At 37.6% G+C, this 17,219-nt stretch carries 19 protein-coding genes; 7 read left to right on the forward strand and 12 right to left on the reverse strand.

Annotation, left to right across the window (positions count from 1 at the left end):
• Positions 1-148: 148 nt before the first annotated feature.
• Together sdaAB and sdaAA are read left to right on the forward strand one after the other, a co-directional pair.
• On the forward strand, positions 149-817 hold the full coding sequence (gene sdaAB, locus IGL49_RS09720; protein ID WP_002414070.1) for an L-serine ammonia-lyase, iron-sulfur-dependent subunit beta: 669 nt from the start codon (positions 149-151) through the stop codon (positions 815-817).
• A gap of 22 nt (positions 818-839) precedes the next feature.
• Positions 840-1,712, forward strand: coding sequence for an L-serine ammonia-lyase, iron-sulfur-dependent, subunit alpha (sdaAA, locus tag IGL49_RS09725; RefSeq protein WP_002367199.1), 873 nt, complete (start codon positions 840-842; stop codon positions 1,710-1,712).
• Positions 1,713-1,777: 65 nt separating this feature from the next.
• Here sdaAA and IGL49_RS09730 read toward each other — a convergent pair whose 3' ends face one another.
• The 3 genes from IGL49_RS09730 to IGL49_RS09740 are packed head-to-tail and all read right to left on the reverse strand — an operon-like array spanning position 1,778 to position 5,365.
• A complete protein-coding gene (locus IGL49_RS09730; protein ID WP_104855201.1) occupies positions 1,778-2,623 on the reverse strand; it encodes a M55 family metallopeptidase in 846 nt (281 codons plus the stop codon).
• Positions 2,620-3,723, reverse strand: a complete 1,104-nt coding sequence (locus IGL49_RS09735; protein WP_104855200.1) for a M42 family metallopeptidase — start codon at positions 3,721-3,723, stop codon at positions 2,620-2,622. The genes IGL49_RS09730 and IGL49_RS09735 overlap by 4 nt, the downstream gene beginning before the upstream one ends.
• Before the next feature lie 13 nt (positions 3,724-3,736).
• A complete protein-coding gene (locus IGL49_RS09740) occupies positions 3,737-5,365 on the reverse strand; it encodes a peptide ABC transporter substrate-binding protein (protein ID WP_104855199.1) in 1,629 nt (542 codons plus the stop codon).
• 76 nt (positions 5,366-5,441) lie between these two features.
• On the opposite strand from IGL49_RS09740, the gene IGL49_RS09745 reads away from it, so the two are divergent.
• Positions 5,442-6,164, forward strand: coding sequence for a MurR/RpiR family transcriptional regulator (locus IGL49_RS09745; RefSeq protein WP_104855198.1), 723 nt, complete (start codon positions 5,442-5,444; stop codon positions 6,162-6,164).
• Positions 6,165-6,256: 92 nt separating this feature from the next.
• Here the strand turns inward: IGL49_RS09745 and IGL49_RS09750 are convergent, their stop codons facing one another.
• The 4 genes from IGL49_RS09750 to rpmG all read right to left on the reverse strand — a co-directional run bounded on the left by IGL49_RS09750 (position 6,257) and on the right by rpmG (position 8,269).
• Positions 6,257-7,144 carry an alpha/beta hydrolase gene (locus IGL49_RS09750; protein WP_164982970.1) on the reverse strand — a complete coding sequence of 296 codons (888 nt, stop codon included), beginning with the start codon at positions 7,142-7,144 and terminating at the stop codon, positions 6,257-6,259.
• A gap of 110 nt (positions 7,145-7,254) precedes the next feature.
• On the reverse strand, positions 7,255-7,800 hold the full coding sequence (gene nusG, locus IGL49_RS09755; RefSeq protein WP_104855196.1) for a transcription termination/antitermination protein NusG: 546 nt from the start codon (positions 7,798-7,800) through the stop codon (positions 7,255-7,257).
• A 125-nt stretch (positions 7,801-7,925) separates the two neighbouring features.
• Complete coding sequence (gene secE, locus IGL49_RS09760) at positions 7,926-8,096, reverse strand: preprotein translocase subunit SecE (protein ID WP_002356409.1); 171 nt, start codon at positions 8,094-8,096, stop codon at positions 7,926-7,928.
• Positions 8,097-8,116: 20 nt separating this feature from the next.
• The gene (rpmG, locus tag IGL49_RS09765) at positions 8,117-8,269 is read right to left on the reverse strand and encodes a 50S ribosomal protein L33 (RefSeq protein WP_002356408.1); all 153 of its coding nucleotides are present in this window, start codon (positions 8,267-8,269) and stop codon (positions 8,117-8,119) included.
• 285 nt (positions 8,270-8,554) lie between these two features.
• Here rpmG and cbpA point away from each other — a divergent pair, with 285 nt between their 5' ends.
• Positions 8,555-9,193 carry a cyclic di-AMP binding protein CbpA gene (gene cbpA / locus IGL49_RS09770; RefSeq protein WP_104855195.1) on the forward strand — a complete coding sequence of 213 codons (639 nt, stop codon included), beginning with the start codon at positions 8,555-8,557 and terminating at the stop codon, positions 9,191-9,193.
• Between the two features lie 74 nt (positions 9,194-9,267).
• Here the strand turns inward: cbpA and murB are convergent, their stop codons facing one another.
• Both murB and IGL49_RS09780 read right to left on the reverse strand, forming a co-directional pair.
• The gene (gene murB, locus IGL49_RS09775) at positions 9,268-10,155 is read right to left on the reverse strand and encodes a UDP-N-acetylmuramate dehydrogenase (protein ID WP_246875319.1); all 888 of its coding nucleotides are present in this window, start codon (positions 10,153-10,155) and stop codon (positions 9,268-9,270) included.
• 86 nt (positions 10,156-10,241) lie between these two features.
• Entirely contained in the window at positions 10,242-11,156 is a 915-nt protein-coding gene (locus IGL49_RS09780) for a Gfo/Idh/MocA family protein (protein WP_104855193.1), read from the reverse strand.
• Between the two features lie 206 nt (positions 11,157-11,362).
• On the opposite strand from IGL49_RS09780, the gene IGL49_RS09785 reads away from it, so the two are divergent.
• From IGL49_RS09785 to IGL49_RS09795, 3 genes are all read left to right on the forward strand, one after another.
• On the forward strand, positions 11,363-12,118 hold the full coding sequence (locus tag IGL49_RS09785; RefSeq protein ID WP_104855192.1) for an exodeoxyribonuclease III: 756 nt from the start codon (positions 11,363-11,365) through the stop codon (positions 12,116-12,118).
• A gap of 33 nt (positions 12,119-12,151) precedes the next feature.
• Positions 12,152-12,685, forward strand: coding sequence for a 3'-5' exonuclease (locus IGL49_RS09790; protein ID WP_010713133.1), 534 nt, complete (start codon positions 12,152-12,154; stop codon positions 12,683-12,685).
• Positions 12,686-12,812: 127 nt separating this feature from the next.
• Complete coding sequence (locus IGL49_RS09795; protein WP_104855191.1) at positions 12,813-13,403, forward strand: hypothetical protein; 591 nt, start codon at positions 12,813-12,815, stop codon at positions 13,401-13,403.
• Between the two features lie 99 nt (positions 13,404-13,502).
• Here IGL49_RS09795 and IGL49_RS09800 read toward each other — a convergent pair whose 3' ends face one another.
• The 3 genes from IGL49_RS09800 to IGL49_RS09810 all read right to left on the reverse strand — a co-directional run bounded on the left by IGL49_RS09800 (position 13,503) and on the right by IGL49_RS09810 (position 16,775).
• A complete protein-coding gene (locus IGL49_RS09800; protein ID WP_104855190.1) occupies positions 13,503-15,185 on the reverse strand; it encodes an FAD-dependent oxidoreductase in 1,683 nt (560 codons plus the stop codon).
• Positions 15,186-15,281: 96 nt separating this feature from the next.
• Positions 15,282-15,845, reverse strand: a complete 564-nt coding sequence (gene ahpC, locus IGL49_RS09805; protein ID WP_104855189.1) for an alkyl hydroperoxide reductase subunit C — start codon at positions 15,843-15,845, stop codon at positions 15,282-15,284.
• Between the two features lie 240 nt (positions 15,846-16,085).
• On the reverse strand, positions 16,086-16,775 hold the full coding sequence (locus IGL49_RS09810) for an O-methyltransferase (RefSeq protein ID WP_104855314.1): 690 nt from the start codon (positions 16,773-16,775) through the stop codon (positions 16,086-16,088).
• Between the last annotated feature and the right edge of the window lie 444 nt (positions 16,776-17,219).

Here is a 17,219-nt window from a genome sequence, read left to right on the forward strand (position 1 = left end):
TCTGCACTGATTTGTCAACGGAGGTCCCTTGCTTTCATTCTGATAAAAATTTAAATTATTCGCTAAAACACAAGCGATTGCCTAGTTCCCCAGCATTTTTTGTGTTAGACTTCCAATGAAAACATATTCTAATGAAGAAGGTGCTGAAATGGAAGAGTTACGCTTTAATAGTGTTTTTGATATTATCGGACCCGTTATGATTGGTCCAAGCAGTTCTCATACAGCTGGAGCGGCAAGAATTGGAAAAGTGGTTCGCAGTATTTTTGGACAGCAACCTGATAGCGTTGACATTTATTTATATGAGTCTTTTGCCAAAACTTATCGTGGTCACGGAACAGATATCGCCTTAGTTGGCGGCCTTTTAGGTATGGAACCAGATGATGAGCAATTAGCCAATTCTTTGGAAATTGCTTATGAACAAGGAATGGAAGTTTGTTTTATTCCTAAAAGTGAAAAAGCAGACCACCCTAATTCCGTTAAAATTGTGGTTTCTTCTGGCGACCGAAAACTATCTGTGACAGGAATTTCAATTGGTGGTGGAAACATTCAAATTTCTGAATTAAATGGCTTCAAATTGTCTTTAAGTATGGGCACGCCAACATTTATCGTTGTCCATCAAGATGTTCCCGGCATGATTGCTAAGGTGACCAACATCCTTTCAGCTAGCGATATCAATATTAGTACAATGACCGTTACCCGAGAATCTAAAGGGGAAAAAGCGATCATGATTATTGAAGTTGATCAAGCCGAAGTTGGTGATATTGTCATGCAATTAGCTGAAATCCCTCATATATATAGCGTCAACTATTTTGACTAAATGAACGTAAAGGAGTAATACGATGTTTTATTCAATTGAAGATTTGGTAGCTCAAGCGAAAGAGTACCCTTCTGTGAGCGAATTAATGATTGCAACAGAAATGGCTCATGGCGGATATTCTCGTGAACGAATTATTGAAACAATGGAAAAAAATCTAGCCGTTATGAAACAATCTGTTGCTGAAGGAATCGCTGGTGTTACCTCAGTAACAGGGCTAACTGGTGGCGATGCAACTCGCTTAAATGATTACATACATTCAGGCAACTTTTTAAGCGGTGAGACCATTTTACAAGCCGTGCGAAATGCGATTGCTGTTAATGAAGTTAATGCGAAAATGGGCTTGATTTGTGCTACACCAACCGCAGGCAGTGCCGGAGTAGTTTCTGGTGTCTTGTTGGCAGTTATCGATCGCTTAAAGTTAACGCATCAGCAACAATTGGATTTTCTATTTACAGCTGGGGCTTTTGGCTTAGTGATTGCCAATAATGCCTCAATCAGTGGTGCCGAAGGTGGTTGTCAAGCCGAAGTCGGTTCTGCTAGTGCAATGGCTAGTGCCGCTTTAGTTGCGGCTTCTGGCGGTACGCCTGATCAATCTGCTCAAGCTGTGGCCATTACGATAAAAAATATGATGGGCCTCATTTGTGATCCTGTTGCGGGACTTGTTGAAGTCCCTTGCGTGAAGCGAAATGCCTTAGGTTCTTCTCAAGCCTTCATCTCAGCTGACATGGCTTTAGCGGGGATTCGAAGTGTCATTCCACCAGATGAAGTCATCCACGCAATGTACCAAGTGGGTCGCCAAATGCCACAAATTTTTAAAGAAACAGCAGAAGGCGGTCTTGCGGTGACACCAACTGCACAACGTTTAAGCAAAGAAATTCTAGAGAAACAAAAATAGAAATAACTATAGCAAGAAGCTTACAGAAAAAAACGTCCATTCGTTTTTTCCGTAAGCTTCTTACTTTAATAACTTGTTCCGCCTAAACCGACCACAGCGACAATTCCATTCATGACAGCTTTCATCGTTTCACCTACAAATGAAACAGTTCTACCATCAATGCGTTTAATCATCGGTAACATTTCAATGCGATCTGCTTGTGCTGTCGTCACACATTGCAATTTTACAGTTGCAGGTGTTTGCAAGGCATATCGGGGTAATTCAGACAACGCAAAGGAAGTTAACACCTGACTTGTAGTTGCTACGATAGCTTCCCGAACTTGTTGCATGGGTCTATTTTTGATTGCATAACGTCCCAGAGATTCTTTGGTGGAAACAAAGGGAACTTCGGGCATCATTTTTTCTTGAAAAAGTTGTTCCTCTAAGCCTGATTCACCGATAATTAAACCAACAGGGACACCTAATTCGCTAGCATAAGCTGCATTAATTGTCGTTTCATTCATCGCTAATTCGTTTATTTTTAAATCATAAGCAACACTAGCGCTATACCCATGATCCATATTCCCTTTTTGTTTACCAATACCGGCATGATAACCTAAGAAAAAGACCACATCATAGCTACTATCCAAGCCACTCATCATATAATCCATGCGAGGAAAGCCACTCACTAAGGAAATTCGTTCATCCATTTCTGCCAAGCGCGCATAAGCTAAATTCAATCCACGGCTATGCGAATCGGCAATAGTAATTTCTGTAATTTGTTCATTTTTGGCACTCTTTTGAATCCCTTCAATCAACCAAGCCACATGTTGGTGATATAATTCTCGGAATAAAACGGTGTCTTCTTTTTCCATATCAAATGTCGCAATACCTGCTAATCCTTCAATATCGCATGACACATAAATCTTCATTTGTTCCACTCCTTTGACAATGGCTGAACCAGTGCTTGAATTTTGTCAGCATCTAAATTTTTGATTAATTGAATGACTAATTCTTTCGCCGCTTGGTAATCTTGAAAGTCCACATAGCAATGGGGGGTATGGGCGTAACGGACAGGAATTCCTACAACAATCGTCGGGGCTCCTTGAACTTGCGTAATCGCCATGCCATTGGTCCCACCACCACTTCGAACAGAAACTTGAACAGGGATTTTGTGTGTTTTAGCAATCTCTAGTGCATACTCTTGAAATTCCGGATTCGTAATCATAGAAACATCAAAATAACGTAACATCGGCCCTTTTCCCATTGCGGACTGAATCATCTCTGGTATTTCTGCCGTATCATCAGCGGGACAGCCTTCGAAAACAATAGCTAAATCAGGATTGACTTGCTTTGCGGCAATAAGTGCTCCTCTTTCGCCAACTTCTTCTTGTGCAGTTACTGTCGCAACTAACTTGAATGGAAGTGTCTCTTCTTTCAACTCCTCCATAACATCCACTAAGCAAGCACAGCCAATGCGACAATCAAAAGCTTTTCCTAAAAAAAGATCTGTCTGTTCGTTGTAACAACACGTCACATCTGGAATGACCGGTGCACCAAGATCGATTTTGTACGTTTCAATTACTTCTTCTTTTGAGGTAGCGCCAATGTCGATCGTCAAATCAGCAATGGTTAATGGCCGCTGACGTTCCTCTGGTGTCATAAAATGAGGGGGTCGACTAGTAACTACGCCTGGCAGATAGGTGCCTTCCCGGTTACGAATCCGAACTTTTTGTGCAGAAATCGTATTTGGGACCCAACCACCTAACGGAAGAAAACGCAACAAACCGTTTTCTTTAATTGCTTGAATCATAAAACCCACTTCGTCACTATGAGCATCAAAAAGCACTACTGGACCTTCACTTAGATTATTTTTCTTCTCAAGATATAAATTTTTAATGGCATCTAGCCGTTGAATAGTAAAATCCGCAGTTGCGTGTTGAAGGATTCTAACGACTTCTGTTTCAAAACCTGAAACACCATTAGCATTTGAAAGTTCCTGAATTAATTGAACAGCTTGACTTTTTTTCATTTTTTCCCAACCTTTACTTGTTACTGATAGAGACTGATTTATAATAGCCTGAACCTAATGGACCATAGACTAAATTTTGGACAGAATCGTCAACTAAGCGTGCTTCTGTTAATTGGTAAAGAGGAACTAGGGGTGCTTCTTCCGCAACCAATTGAGCCGCTTTTTGTAATGTTTTCCAACGTTCTGCATATTTATTTGCATAAGTGACGTTTGCTTCTTGAAGCAACTGATCGAAGGTCTTATTAGACCATTTACCAAAATTATTGGAATTTTTTGATTGCAGTAAGTTTAAGAAATCGATTGGATCAGCATACACTGGCGTCCAGCCCCCAACCACAATGTCGAAATCTCCGCTACGACTTTTTTCTAAACGATTATTAAAAGGAACTGGTGAAACGTTGACTGTTAAATTTTCTAAATTATCTGCTAAAGCTCCTTGAACATACTCACTGATTTTTTTTGCATTTTCTGTATCCGAACTTAAAATGGTTAGCTCCGCTTTTTCAATTCCTAATTCTTTTTTAGCCGTTTGCCATAACTCTTTCGCTTTTTCAGGTTCACTAGGATTTAAATCTCCTAATTCCTCTGCAAAATCTTTTTGCGTTTCTTGATTAGTGAAACCTGTTGGCACGAAGCCAAGTGCTTTTTTTGAGCCATCATTTAAAACATTTTTAGCTAAACGTTCAGAATTTAATGATAATGCTATTGCTCGACGTGCATTTTTATTTGCCAAAAGTTCTTTTTGCGTATTTAATTGGATATAATACGTTCCAGGAATTTCACGAATTTTCAAGGCTGCATTGCCTTGTTCTTGTGCAACAATTTCTCCAGAAATTTTTACAACATCTAATTCTTTCCCTTCGAAAAGATTTTTCCCAGTATTGACTTCTTTGACTACTTGGACATCCACCTTATCCAGCGAAACATTCGCTTGATCCCAATAATTTTTATTCTTCACATAGGACCAAGTATTATTCGTGCCATCCCAGCCTTCTAATGTGAAGGCGCCATTGTAAAGTGTTGACTCAGCTGATGTACCATAGTTTTTGCCCGTTTTTTCGACAAATGTTTCATTTAAAGGATAAAAAGCTGGTACCGCCAATAATTGTTGAAAATAACTCATAGGATAGCTCAGCTCTACTTCCAAGGTTTGATCATCAATGGCTGTTACCCCTAACTCTTCTTTAGATTTGCCACCGTCAACAATATCACGATAATTTTTTAGACCTTCAAAATAATAGGCTTGCGGGGAAGCTGTTTTTGGGTCCACTGTGCGCTTCCAAGAGTATTCAAAATCATTGGCTGTGATTGGCTCACCGTTACTCCATTTTGCATCTTTTCGAATCGTAAAAGTATAGATTAAACCGTCATTGGAGGGCTGTACTTTTTCAGTTGCCAATGCTGGTTTAGCTTCTCCTTTTTCGTCAAAGGAAAAAAGTCCCTCCCCTACTTGACTCATTACATCTGCTGCTGTATTATCCATTGCCAACGACACGTCTGCCGTTGATAATTCCGAATCAATCCCGACCCGTAATACCTGTTGTTCTTGCTTTTTGGTTTCTTTCCCAACACTTCCACAGCCCGAGAGAAGTAAAACCATGATTGCTGTCAAAGACAGCCTTTGCTTTGTTGTCCTTTTCATAAAAACACCTCATTTTTTATTTTTTGATACCTTTTTCCCACAAAATTATTTATAATCTGATAAAGGAGGTTTGCTCATGAACTTAGATTACTTAAAAGAAACGTATCATTTAACGAAAACAGAAAGCCAGATTTTGTATTATTTGGAGCAACAAAGTACAAACGCGGCCGATTTGAGTATTCGGGAAGTTGCCAAGCACTGCTTTTCTTCGCCTAGTTCCATCATTCGTTTAGCCAAAAAATTAAATTTATCAGGTTATAATGAACTTATTTACAAATTAAAAGAAGCCCATTTTTCTCTGCCAATCCCTTTTGAAACAGCCCCTTCATTTGAAACAACCAATGAGTTTTGTCGACTGCTTGCCAAACACAAGAGTCATTTATTTGTTATTTTAGGTCATGACTTTTCACGACATTTGGCGGCTTACATTAGTGAAGTTTTCAATTTCCATGGCATTCCCAGTATCACAACAGCCCATACTCATTCGATAAATAGTCAAAATAATCAGAATTTTCTTTTTATCATCCTTTCACATTCTGGTGAAGAAAAATATTTAAAAGAAACAGCTCTGCTTGCGAAAGAGAAGAAACATCCTATCATTTCTTTTGTTGGCGCCAAAAATTCAACCCTTGGTCGACTGGCAGACCTCGTTTTTTCAACTGACTCTTACAGCCCGTTTTCAACAAGTGTCGCTCAGCCACAAATGTTTTTTGGCCAAACATTAATCACCTTTGAAGCCTTGATTTCTGCTTATTTAAATCATGAGGATTACATTCCAATATCTCCTAAAAATAAATAATTTTATTTATTATAGCTGAAAAAAGCTATTTCGCTAGCCAAAGTATAGAAAAAGGCACATGTTCCATTTTTTATGGAACATGTGCCTTTTTGCTATTTATTACTCGGCCATAAAAATTCTATTAGCAATTGATCTACTTCAGGATTTTCATGTAATTGACTATGTTGTGCATTTTCTCCTTTAATAATCTTACTAGTGACTTGAGCTCCCTGTTGCCTTAGCAAGGCGTTGACTGCTAAGGCACTAGATAACGGCACCGTTCCATCACTTAAATCTGTTGCACTTAATTGACCACCAATTAATAAAATGGGCAGTTTTTCTGGAACAACATTGATCATCTCTTGATAATCCAAATAGCGGCTACTTTTTTCTGTGGGGCCATTTTCTAGTTCCGTTTCGATGGTTTGCTGTTGACTCGTATCAATAAAATCATTGAAAGGTGCTCCAATGCTGACAAATTTTTCAATTTTAGGCAACGATGCATCTTGCCCGTAGGTTCCTAAATAACGTAAACCACTAACACCACCCATAGAGTGCCCGACAATATTGGCTTTGTTCACTTGATAATTTTTTTGTAAATAGAGCAATGTGTTTTTTATCCATTCTGTTTGATTCCATTCATTGTTTTTATTATCTTCAAATAGAACTTGAACACTGGGATTCGTCGCTTTGCCACTTAAAGCTCCTCGCTCTTTAACCACAGTCCCATCAGGTTTAACGAGTAGCACTAATTCTTGAGTTGTAGCACCTTGTTTCTCCAAGCGATGAAGTAACGAGCCAAACGAATTTTTAGTTCCTGCGTAACCATGAAAAAAGAGCGTTGGTGTTGTTGTGCGGTTTAATTCAACGGTTGCTTCTTTTGTGGCGGCTTGATTGTCATTCTTCGTGCTTGCCCCAATTTGGCAAGCACTTAATAATAGAACAAGACCCATTAGCAAAGAAAAATAACGATATTTTTTGGCCTGTTTCATTTTTTTCATTCCTTTCTGCGATGAAATAAAAAAGGGCTTGGAAAAGAAGTCAGTTGACTGCTTTTCCAGACCCTACAATCTGCATCAATCAGCTGAGCAATAGTTTGTCAGCTTGTTTATTAATCAATATTATCGACTTGTTCAAAGTCTAATTCTGTACTTGTTTCGCGACCAAACATATCGATGTTTACTTTTAATTTTTGTTTTTCTTCATCGATTTCTGTCACAACACCTTCAAGACCAGAAAAGGCACCTTCGATAATTTTCACTGTATCGCCTAGCGCTACTTCTAAGTCTGTTTGACGGGTGCTCATGCCAATTGAACGTAAAATGTGGTTAATTTCTTCTTGTAATAAAGGAGCGGGTTTACTACCAGCACCATGTGAGCCTACAAACCCAGTGACGCCTGGCGTATTACGAACAATATACCAAGAATCATCGGTCATAATCATTTCCACTAACACATAACCAGGGAAAGTTTTATGAACGATTTCTTTTTCTTTACCATTTTTGACTTCTTTTTCTGTTTCTTCTGGTACAACGACACGAAAAATATAATCGCCCATACCCATGCTTTGTGCACGTGATTCAATGTTTGCTTTTACTTTATTTTCATAGCCTGAATAGGTGTGCAATACGTACCAATTTCTTTCAAAAGTTTCCATTACTGATTCGGCTCCTTTAAATGTTTTAGTTTATTTTTTTTCGAGCAAATAAAAAAAGCTCAGTTTCCCGAAGCTTTTTCTCGAATACTATTATAGCACCCCTCGTCGGGAAATACTAGAATTAATTATTTTAAAATCCAGCCAAATGCCGTTTGGATAACAGTATCCATGATAAAGAACAATGCTGCAAATAAAATAGATGTTTCAATTACAACTAATGTATCTTTACGCAATTGTTTTTTTGTTGGCCAAGTTACTTGTTTCATCTCATCAGCAACGCTGCGGAAAAATTTCATGTTGATACCCTCCTCTAAATCTATTTCGTTTCTTTATGTAACGTGTATTGATTACAATATTTACAGAATTTATTGATTTCTAAGCGTTCGCCACGTTTACCTTCACTAACGGATTTAGAATAGTTGCGAGAGCCACAAACGGAACAAGCAAGAGCTGCTTTCTTTGTTGCCATGTTCTTCGACCTCCTCTATTCACAAATTTACTTCTTAACAGTACCATTATTCGAAAAAGTTGTCAAAGTTTAATTTACTTTTCAAAGAAGCGCCGTGCCGATTCTTACGTAATTTTTTACCATTATCACGAATACGTGCTTGATTTCTTTTACAAAATATCTGATTTTTCTTTATTTTCTATTTATTTTAACAAAATTGCTTTTATTCTGAGGTCTCAGCTATTGTTTTCTGCCAAGTTATGATATGATAAATTTATTAAAAATGAACCCTTAGGAGGCCTGTTTATGTTATTAAAATCTGTAGTTATTAAAAAAGATAATTTAACAACCGTCAATGAATCTTGTACTTTAGAAGAAGCTCTTTCTATTTTAGAAGACTCAGGTTACCGTTGTGTTCCAATTTTAGACGAATCTGGAAAAATTTTCCGAGGAAATATTTATAAAATGCATATTTACCGCCATAAAGCAAACGGTGGCGATATGAGTTTACCTGTTACCTATTTGTTAAAAAATGCCACAAAATTTATTTATGTCAACACTTCATTTTTCAAGGTATTTTTTACTATTAAAGAACTGCCTTACATTGCTGTTTTAGATGAAAATAATTATTTTTACGGCATTTTAACACACAGCACCTTATTAAATATTTTAGCGCAATCTTGGAATGTAAAACAAGGGAGCTATGTTTTAACGATTGCTTCAGTTGGTCAACAAGGCGACTTAGCCGCCATTTCAAAAATCATTGCCAAATATAGCAGCATCGCCAGCTGTATTACATTGGATGTTGATAGTGAAGAATTTGTTCGTCGCACACTTATTACTTTACCAGCCGGCACAACTGCCGAAACATGTACAGCCATTGTAGAACATTTAGAGCGGAAAAACTTTAAAGTTGTAGAATTGGAAAATTTAGGAGACGAGTAAAATTTACGACCTTTAGCTTAAAATTTAAAGCTAGGGAGGTAAGTCAAAATGGCTTACCTCCCTAGCTTGTTTTTTTAGACTTCTTCACCAATAATTCGAACTTCCGTTTGCAATTCAACATCAAATTTTTCTTTAATCACTTCTTGGATATGTGCAATTAATTCCACATAATCTGTTGCGGTCGCATGATCAATGTTAACAATAAAACCAGCATGTTTCTCTGAAATTTGTGCGCCGCCCCATTTTAAGCCTTGTAAACCAGCGTCTTGGATTAATTTTCCTGTAAAATGACCAACAGGGCGTTTAAAGACACTGCCACAAGAGGGATACTCTAGCGGTTGCTTCAGTTCACGAAGTTCCGTTAATTCATCCATTTGGGCTTTAATTTCTGCATGATTTCCTTTTTCTAAAGCAAACGTTGCTTGCAAGACAATACAATGTAATTCTTGAATTTCACTATGACGATAACGGAAATTCAGGTCTTCCTTCGTCATTGTTTGGATAGTCCCATCTGCCAACAACACTTCTGCAGACTGAAAAACATCTTTAATTTCCCCGCCGTATGCTCCAGCATTCATGTAAACAGCACCGCCGACACTTCCTGGAATGCCACAAGCAAATTCAAAACCAGTTAAATCAGCTGCTAAGGCTTTATAGGTTGTATCAATCAGCTTGGCACCAGCATCAACAACCATGGTGGTACCGGCCACTTTGATTTCTTTCATTTCTGTTAGCATAATCACGACATCGCGAATACCGCCATCACGAACAATCAAGTTGCTAGCGTTGCCTAATACTAGCCATGAAAGTCCCTGCTCTCGGCAATACGCCACAATCTCTTCGACTTCTTTTTTTGTTTTGGGCAAGGCCAACACATCGGCTGGGCCGCCTGTTTTGGTAAAGGTTACGTTTTTTAATGGTTCATCTACTAATAAAGTAATTTCGTTTAATGTTTCTAACATAGCTTTAGTGTTCACGAAAGTTAGTCCTTTCTTTTCAAAATATCTGTCTTATTCTAGCATGATAGAAAGAAAGTTGCTAGTCCTCTTTAAAGAACATGCCGTTGTTGTTGGCGTAGCATTTCTTCACATAACGCATGACTTTCATAGACTTTTTCTTGCTTTAACTCTTGCTCTTGCGGTTTTTGAATGGCCTGAATGAAAGCAGTAACCATTTGGTAAAAACCTCTTTTTTCCAATGTTGGCGTCCAATCTCCCATCTCTTTTACTTGGTATTCTTCTTCTGTTTGGATGGTCAAATGCGTTAAATTTTCCAAGCGATAAGTGCCTGTGGGGCTGGTAACTTCAAAAGTTTCTGTATTGGCCCCAGAGTGTAAATCCATGGAACAAACAATCGTTGTCTGTTCGGTTTCTAATTGTAAAATTGCTCGTTTTAAATGACCGTTTTCTTCCACTAATTTTGACTGCACCACGTGGAGCGGTCCTTCCGCTAAATAAACTGCGGTATCAACGACATGTAAAAATAAATCATACATCATAAAACTTGTTTCTCTCGTTGTATTGATGCGGTTCTTTTTAATAAAAATTGTTTGTTTTTCAGGAATATTTTTCAATACTTCTATATAAGGGGCAAAACGACGATTGAAGCCAACCATCAGACGCAGATTTTTTGCTGCTGCCAATGCTTGTAATTCTTTGACTTCAGCAAGCTCTTCACTTAAAGGTTTGTCCACAAAGACGTGAATACCTGCCTGTAATAATTGGCGAACGACTGCGCCATGTACTTTCGTGGCCACATGGACAAAACAAGCATCAATCTTCGCTTCAATCAATTCTTCTATGGTCCCGACGGTTTCTGTAAAGCCATACTGATCAGCGATTTCTTGACGCGTTTCTGAGTTTCTAGTCGCTAATACAAACTCTGCTAAGTGGCGACATTCACTATAAATCGGTAAATACGCTTTTTGTGCAATGTTTCCTAAACCAATGACGCCAATTTTCATTCGTTTTTCCTCATTTCTGCTCTTTTTACTATTTTATCATAGACTACTTCTTTTCAAAAATCAGTCATTTTCTCTTTTTCTTTTCAAGTATTTAAAACTTCTTTAAAAAGTATTAGAATAGAAGAAAGCACCAATCAACCTTTTCTTTGGTTCTGGTTTGCACTGAAACGAGCAAAAGCGTTTCTGATTTGAAAGGAGTTTCAACAATGAAATGTATTTCTTGGAATGTCAACGGCCTACGAGCGGTTGTTAAAAAGAATTTTATGGATGTGTTTAATGAATTAGATGCAGATTTTTTCTGTTTACAAGAAACAAAATTACAAGCTGGGCAAATTGAGTTAGAACTTCCTGGCTACCATCAGTATTGGAATTATGCCGAAAAAAAAGGCTATTCTGGTACAGCAATTTTTGCTAAAGAAGAAGCGTTAAGTGTTCGCTATGGCTTAGGTATCGAGGCTCATGATCAAGAAGGCCGCGTGATTACTTTAGAATATCCAGAATTTTTCATGGTCACTTGCTACACACCAAACTCACAAGCTGAACTAAAACGTTTAGCCTATCGAATGACGTGGGAAGATGCTTTTCGTGCCTATTTAAATGAATTAAATCAAGAAAAACCCGTAATTCTTTGCGGTGATTTAAACGTTGCGCATCAAAAAATTGATTTGAAAAATTGGAAAACCAATCAAAAAAATGCGGGGTTCACACCTGAAGAACGTCAAAAATTTACTGAGTTATTAGACAGTGGCTTCACTGATACATTCCGTTATTTTTATCCAGAAGCTGAAGGCATCTACTCATGGTGGAGTTATCGCTTTAACGCACGAAAAAATAACGCAGGATGGCGGATTGACTATTTCGTTGTGTCAGAATCCTTGAATGAACGTTTAGTCAGTGCTAAAATCCATACAGATATTCTTGGTAGTGATCACTGTCCAGTGGAAGTTGTACTTGATTTTTAAGTGTTACTCAACGCGTTGAAAGGAGTTTTTTTAATGAACTTTTACGCTTTTGACTTTGAAACAGCTAGTTATGATAAACATAGTGCCTGTTCCATTGCAATTGTTAAAGTAGAAAATAGTCGGATTGTGGATGAATTTTACACATTAATCAAACCAGAAACACCTTTTTTCTGGCGAAATACGCAAATTCACGGCATTCATGAATCAGATGTTGCCAATGCGCCCAAATTTCCTGAAGTATGGCAACAAATTCAGCATTGTTTTCAGCCAAATCGTTTAGTGGTCGCGCATAATGCCAGTTTTGATTGTAGTGTTTTGGCGGGCTGTTTAGATTACTATGGCTTAGAACAACCGAATTACCTTTCTTTATGTACAGTCAAAACGAGTCGCAAACTGTTTCCTGAATTTCCTAATCATAAATTAAATACCGTTTGCGAAAACCTCAATATCACTTTAAATAATCATCATGATGCTTTAGAAGATAGCCGAGCTTGTGCCGAAATTCTTTTACAGCAAGAACAACGATTTGGGGTTGAACCTTTAAAAAAATTAGTATTGGTGAAATAATAAAGTTGCCCATTCTTGTTTCCAGCGAAGGCGTTATCTCTTTCAGTGGCTAGTTGACAGGAGATGACGTCTTTTCTTTTACATAACTTCTCCGCTAAAACAAAAATTTTTCAGAAAGGACGCGATGATGTATTCGATTCTTTACTTATTCACAGACTCTCTCAAAAATACGTGGCGCTCAAAAAACCAATTTAGTACGTTGATTCTTATCTTTATTATTAGTTTTTTGACTTTTTCTGCTCTATTATTGACTTTGTTGTTTTCTCGATGGCTTTCGCAAATGATTCTTCTTGATAATTATGCAGTGATTCTTCCATTGAAAATTTTCAGAGGTTTGGCTGGAATCAGCGCTGGAACACTTTTTTTCTTCCTGATCAGTTATATTTGCCGAGCTTTCTTCCTAACTTTTTTAGAGCAAAAAAACGACTTACTGATCTTAGCTCTTTTAGGTACGACAAAATTACAAATTTTAATTAGCTATGCCTTACAACCCATCTATTATTTGATTTTTAGTTTGCCTTTAGCCGCTTTTCTAGCTAATAAGCTCATTCAACAGTTTATCCATGATTTTTTCAGCGAGGTGCCTAGTTTAATGCACATCGATAGCTACATGCAAGATGTCTTTTTACCACTAACAGGAAGCCTGTTGTTCATTTGCTGTTGTGTCTTTTTAATTCTTTTTAGGAAACTCAATCGCTTAATCAAAAGAGGTACTTGACTAACTATGCGAAAAAAGTGAGAAATACGTCATCTCGACGTATTTCTCACTTTTTTGAATGACTTAGGTTCTTTAGGTTAATTACTTTTTCCGCCTCTTTTAAGCCAAAGCTTCAATAATTTCGGTCATTGTTTTTGAACCAAAAATCATTTGTTCTCCATCAATCAGCATTGCTGGAACGCTCATAATTTTCTTTTCTTTTTTCAACTCTGGAAAGAGACTGATGTCCACCATTTCTGCTTCAACATGAGGATTAATTGATGCAATACGTTGGCAAGCGGCCACGACATCGGGACAGAAATGACATGTTAGTGAAACAAAGATTTCTATTTTTCTTTTTGGCAATGCAAGTATGTTCTTTTGCAGACTTGCTTCTAACGGCTGCCCCTCGCTGCCGACATTATAAACCGCCAAAACCAACGAGTTTACTTCATGGCCACTAGGAATACCACTAAATTTAATTCCTGTATAGTTTCCTGCCGCATCTAAGAGCACAACGCTAGGCATTTTTTCAATCCCATACAGCAATTCTTTGGCTGGCTCAGTATCTTTCAAAATCGTTTCTAAAGTAATCTTCTGATCTAGACTTGCAAATTCTGTTAAGAATGACTGAAGTTCCAATGATTTTTCATCACTTGCATCCAAAAACTGAAGCAATATCACTTTTTTGGTTAGTTTAGCGAAAATACCGCTTAATTGTTGGCGCATACTTTCTGGGAACCACTGATGCTTGCCAGTAACTTTCGCTGGCTGTTTTTCTTTTGGTTGCTGACTGTTTGTTTCAGGGGCAGATTGATTAGCTAATCGTTCGGTCATTCGCTTTGTTACAATCGGTTGGCCCGCCTGTGTTTTTTGTTCTGTCACGTAACGTTGCGCATGGGTGGCGGCAATTGCACCGTCTGCAACCGCCGTCACAATTTGACGTAATTCTTTTATTCGTAAATCTCCTGCTGCATAAACGCCGGGGATATTGGTTTCCATATTTTCAGTTGTTGGCACATACCCACGGTCTAAGGCAATTTTTCCTTCAAAAATTTCTGTACTTGGTTTATTTCCAGCAAAAACAAACAGACCAAATGTACTGTCTTTTGGTGCTTCATAAACCGTTTCTTCTCCCGTCTGATTATTGACAAACACAGCTTTTCGGACAAAATCATCTCCCGTAATTTCTTTCACTTCTGTATTATAAACAATCTTAATTTTCGGGTGATTTTTGGCCGCCTCCGCAGTTAATTTTGCACATGTAAAATCAGGTTCTCGAATAATCATCGTTACTGATTTACCGTAACGTGTCAAATAAACGGCCTCTTCCGCTGCTGCATAACCGCCACCAACCACAAAAATATCTAGGCCTTGGAAAAACTCCCCATCACAAGTAGAACAATAGGCCACACCGCGTCCTGTAAATTCACTTTCACCAGGGAAACCAATTTTACGAGCAGAGGCCCCTGTCGCAATCAATACTGCATATGCTTGGTAGGTTTGACTCGCTGATTGAACAGTTTTTATCGTTTGACTAAAATCAACATCAATAATCTCGTCGTTTGTAAAAGCTACACCGAAGTCTTGTGCTTGAATGCGCATTTCTTCCATTAGTTCTGGACCTGTTGTGTGACGAATCGCTGGATAGTTCACAATTTCAGAAGTCGTCGTTACTTGTCCGCCAATTTTGTCTTTTTCAATAATTAAGGTATCCATCATTGCGCGACCTGCATAGATACCTGCAGATAAAGCAGCTGAGCCGCCACCAATAATAATCAAATCGTAGATTTCTTCTGTCACTTGCTTCTCCTCTTTTCTCTGTGTTTCAGAAAAAGAGCTGAACAAAACATTTTCTCTGTTTTATCCAACTCTTTGACCTCTATTTACAAAGCGAATTTAAATTTTACCAACTAAATCTAAGCTTGGCGCAATTGTTTCTTCTCCTGGTTGCCAATTAGCTGGACAAACTTTATCACCATGTTCTGCTACAAATTGAGAAGCTTCTAATTTACGAACAAGTTCTTCAGCATTACGACCAATCCCCATGTCGTTGATTTCATAAGATTTAATGTCACCTTCTGGACTCACAATAAATGAAGCCCGGTAAGCCATTCCAGAAGCTTCATCTAAAACGCCAAAGAAACGAGCAAGTTGACCGTTGGGATCGGCTAACATTGGATATTTAATTTTTCCAATCGTTTCTGTAGCGTCAGCCCATGCTTTATGCACATAATGACTATCTTCTGAAACAGAGTAAACCTCACAATTTAACTCCTGCAAGTGCGCATAATGCTCTTGCATATCCCCTAATTCCGTAGGACACACGAAAGAAAAATCAGCTGGATAAAAGAAGAAAATACTCCATTTTCCTAAAACATCTTCTGTTGATACTCGTGTAAATTCACCATCGTGATAGGCATCACATTCAAAGTCAAAAAGCTTTTGATTAATTAAATTCATTGTCGTTCCTCCTCTGTTTTTTTACTCTTTAAGGATAACAGTTTATAATTATTCCGTCAATAGAATAATTATAAACAAACAAGGTTTTATTAACGCATAATACTGTCCTATTGAGAATTTTATGATTATCATTCTCAATTAGAAATAGTGAGATAACTTTTTAAATAACATAAAAAAGAAAGCGAATCATTAAAAGAGCTTGCTTTTTAATGATTCGCTTTCTTTTTGTGAAGACATTATTTAACTATCTAAAATAATCGTTTCTTTTTCTTTGGTAATTAAAATAACTCCATCACCAAGAGGAACTAAAGTAGAAGTTAAATCAGGGTGAGCCATGACTACATCTAAAAATTGGTTTAATTTACGATGAATCGCTCGATTTTTTTTCGGTACTTCTTCAACAGGGTCTAAAATTGTCCCAGCTTGAAATACATCATCCACCATTAAAACGCCGCCAACTGGTAGCAGTCGTAAACATTCGGGTAAAAATTCAATGTATTTTGATTTGGCACTATCCATAAAAATAAAGTCATAAGGTCCTTCTAGCGTTGGTAAAATCTCAGCTGCTTGTCCTTCTAAAAGAGTGACCTTTTCTTCTAAGCCTAGACGTTGGTAGGTTTTCTTCGCTTTTTTTATCATTACGTCAAAACGATCAATCGTTGTCACGTGGCCCTCTTCACCGACAAATTGAGCCATTAAACTTGAAGAAAAACCAATGGCTGCCCCGATTTCTAAAATATTTTTGGGCTTTAGTTGTCCTAGCAAAAATTGTAGAAAAACTACTGTTTCGTGCGGAATAATCGGCACACCTGCTTCATTGGCTTCCGCTTCCACTGCACCTAATTCTCCGGGAAGTTTCTTTTGTTTTGTACGCATATACTCAACCAATTCTGGTTTAACGACTGGTCGATGCATCATTTCGTTTCTCATCACTTTCGCTCCTTTTCGTTCCTTTATTATACGAAGTCCTTGTTCCTCTGTAAAGGATTGAAATAGGATTCTTATTATTTGTTTGAAAATAACATGCGCGGTCTTAACTTCCTAGCTAAGTACTGATTACTTTTCTGAAGCACATTTTTCCTTTGTTTCCGCTATTTTTTTATTAAGTTTTATTCAGAAAACGTCAAAAAGTAGCCTTCAAGAACATACCTATTGATTTTTTCTCATTATTTCTTATAAAAATACTTCTACATATGTTAATATTTTCCCTTAAATCACTCTCGACTCTTGCTATTTCAAGCCCCAAAACAAGCCTATAACCTTGCTAAAATAAGAAACGTCAATTTTTACTACTTTGTCTGTAAAAATTTGATATCACAAAAGAAAGGAAATCTTGTATACTCTTTACAGATAGTGATTTATAGTGAAGCACAT

It is taken from the genome of Enterococcus sp. DIV1337a, assembly GCF_051712285.1.
Taxonomy (GTDB): Bacteria; Bacillota; Bacilli; order Lactobacillales; family Enterococcaceae; genus Enterococcus; species Enterococcus faecalis.

What these genes read in the sequence shown, in the direction of transcription:
- IGL49_RS09740 (WP_104855199.1), bottom strand. Translation starts at nt 5,365, where the DNA reads ATGAAAAGGACAACAAAGCAAAGGCTGTCTTTGACAGCAATCATGGTT.
- IGL49_RS09780 (WP_104855193.1), bottom strand. Translation starts at nt 11,156, where the DNA reads ATGAAAATTGGCGTCATTGGTTTAGGAAACATTGCACAAAAAGCGTAT.
- sdaAB (WP_002414070.1), top strand. Translation starts at nt 149, where the DNA reads ATGGAAGAGTTACGCTTTAATAGTGTTTTTGATATTATCGGACCCGTT.
- cbpA (WP_104855195.1), top strand. Translation starts at nt 8,555, where the DNA reads ATGTTATTAAAATCTGTAGTTATTAAAAAAGATAATTTAACAACCGTC.
- IGL49_RS09785 (WP_104855192.1), top strand. Translation starts at nt 11,363, where the DNA reads ATGAAATGTATTTCTTGGAATGTCAACGGCCTACGAGCGGTTGTTAAA.
- IGL49_RS09750 (WP_164982970.1), bottom strand. Translation starts at nt 7,144, where the DNA reads ATGAAAAAAATGAAACAGGCCAAAAAATATCGTTATTTTTCTTTGCTA.
- IGL49_RS09730 (WP_104855201.1), bottom strand. Translation starts at nt 2,623, where the DNA reads ATGAAGATTTATGTGTCATGCGATATTGAAGGATTAGCAGGTATTGCG.
- nusG (WP_104855196.1), bottom strand. Translation starts at nt 7,800, where the DNA reads ATGGAAACTTTTGAAAGAAATTGGTACGTATTGCACACCTATTCAGGC.
- IGL49_RS09790 (WP_010713133.1), top strand. Translation starts at nt 12,152, where the DNA reads ATGAACTTTTACGCTTTTGACTTTGAAACAGCTAGTTATGATAAACAT.
- murB (WP_246875319.1), bottom strand. Translation starts at nt 10,155, where the DNA reads ATGTTAGAAACATTAAACGAAATTACTTTATTAGTAGATGAACCATTA.
- secE (WP_002356409.1), bottom strand. Translation starts at nt 8,096, where the DNA reads ATGAAATTTTTCCGCAGCGTTGCTGATGAGATGAAACAAGTAACTTGG.
- IGL49_RS09735 (WP_104855200.1), bottom strand. Translation starts at nt 3,723, where the DNA reads ATGAAAAAAAGTCAAGCTGTTCAATTAATTCAGGAACTTTCAAATGCT.
- IGL49_RS09745 (WP_104855198.1), top strand. Translation starts at nt 5,442, where the DNA reads ATGAACTTAGATTACTTAAAAGAAACGTATCATTTAACGAAAACAGAA.
- IGL49_RS09795 (WP_104855191.1), top strand. Translation starts at nt 12,813, where the DNA reads ATGTATTCGATTCTTTACTTATTCACAGACTCTCTCAAAAATACGTGG.
- IGL49_RS09810 (WP_104855314.1), bottom strand. Translation starts at nt 16,775, where the DNA reads ATGAGAAACGAAATGATGCATCGACCAGTCGTTAAACCAGAATTGGTT.
- ahpC (WP_104855189.1), bottom strand. Translation starts at nt 15,845, where the DNA reads ATGAATTTAATTAATCAAAAGCTTTTTGACTTTGAATGTGATGCCTAT.
- rpmG (WP_002356408.1), bottom strand. Translation starts at nt 8,269, where the DNA reads ATGGCAACAAAGAAAGCAGCTCTTGCTTGTTCCGTTTGTGGCTCTCGC.
- sdaAA (WP_002367199.1), top strand. Translation starts at nt 840, where the DNA reads ATGTTTTATTCAATTGAAGATTTGGTAGCTCAAGCGAAAGAGTACCCT.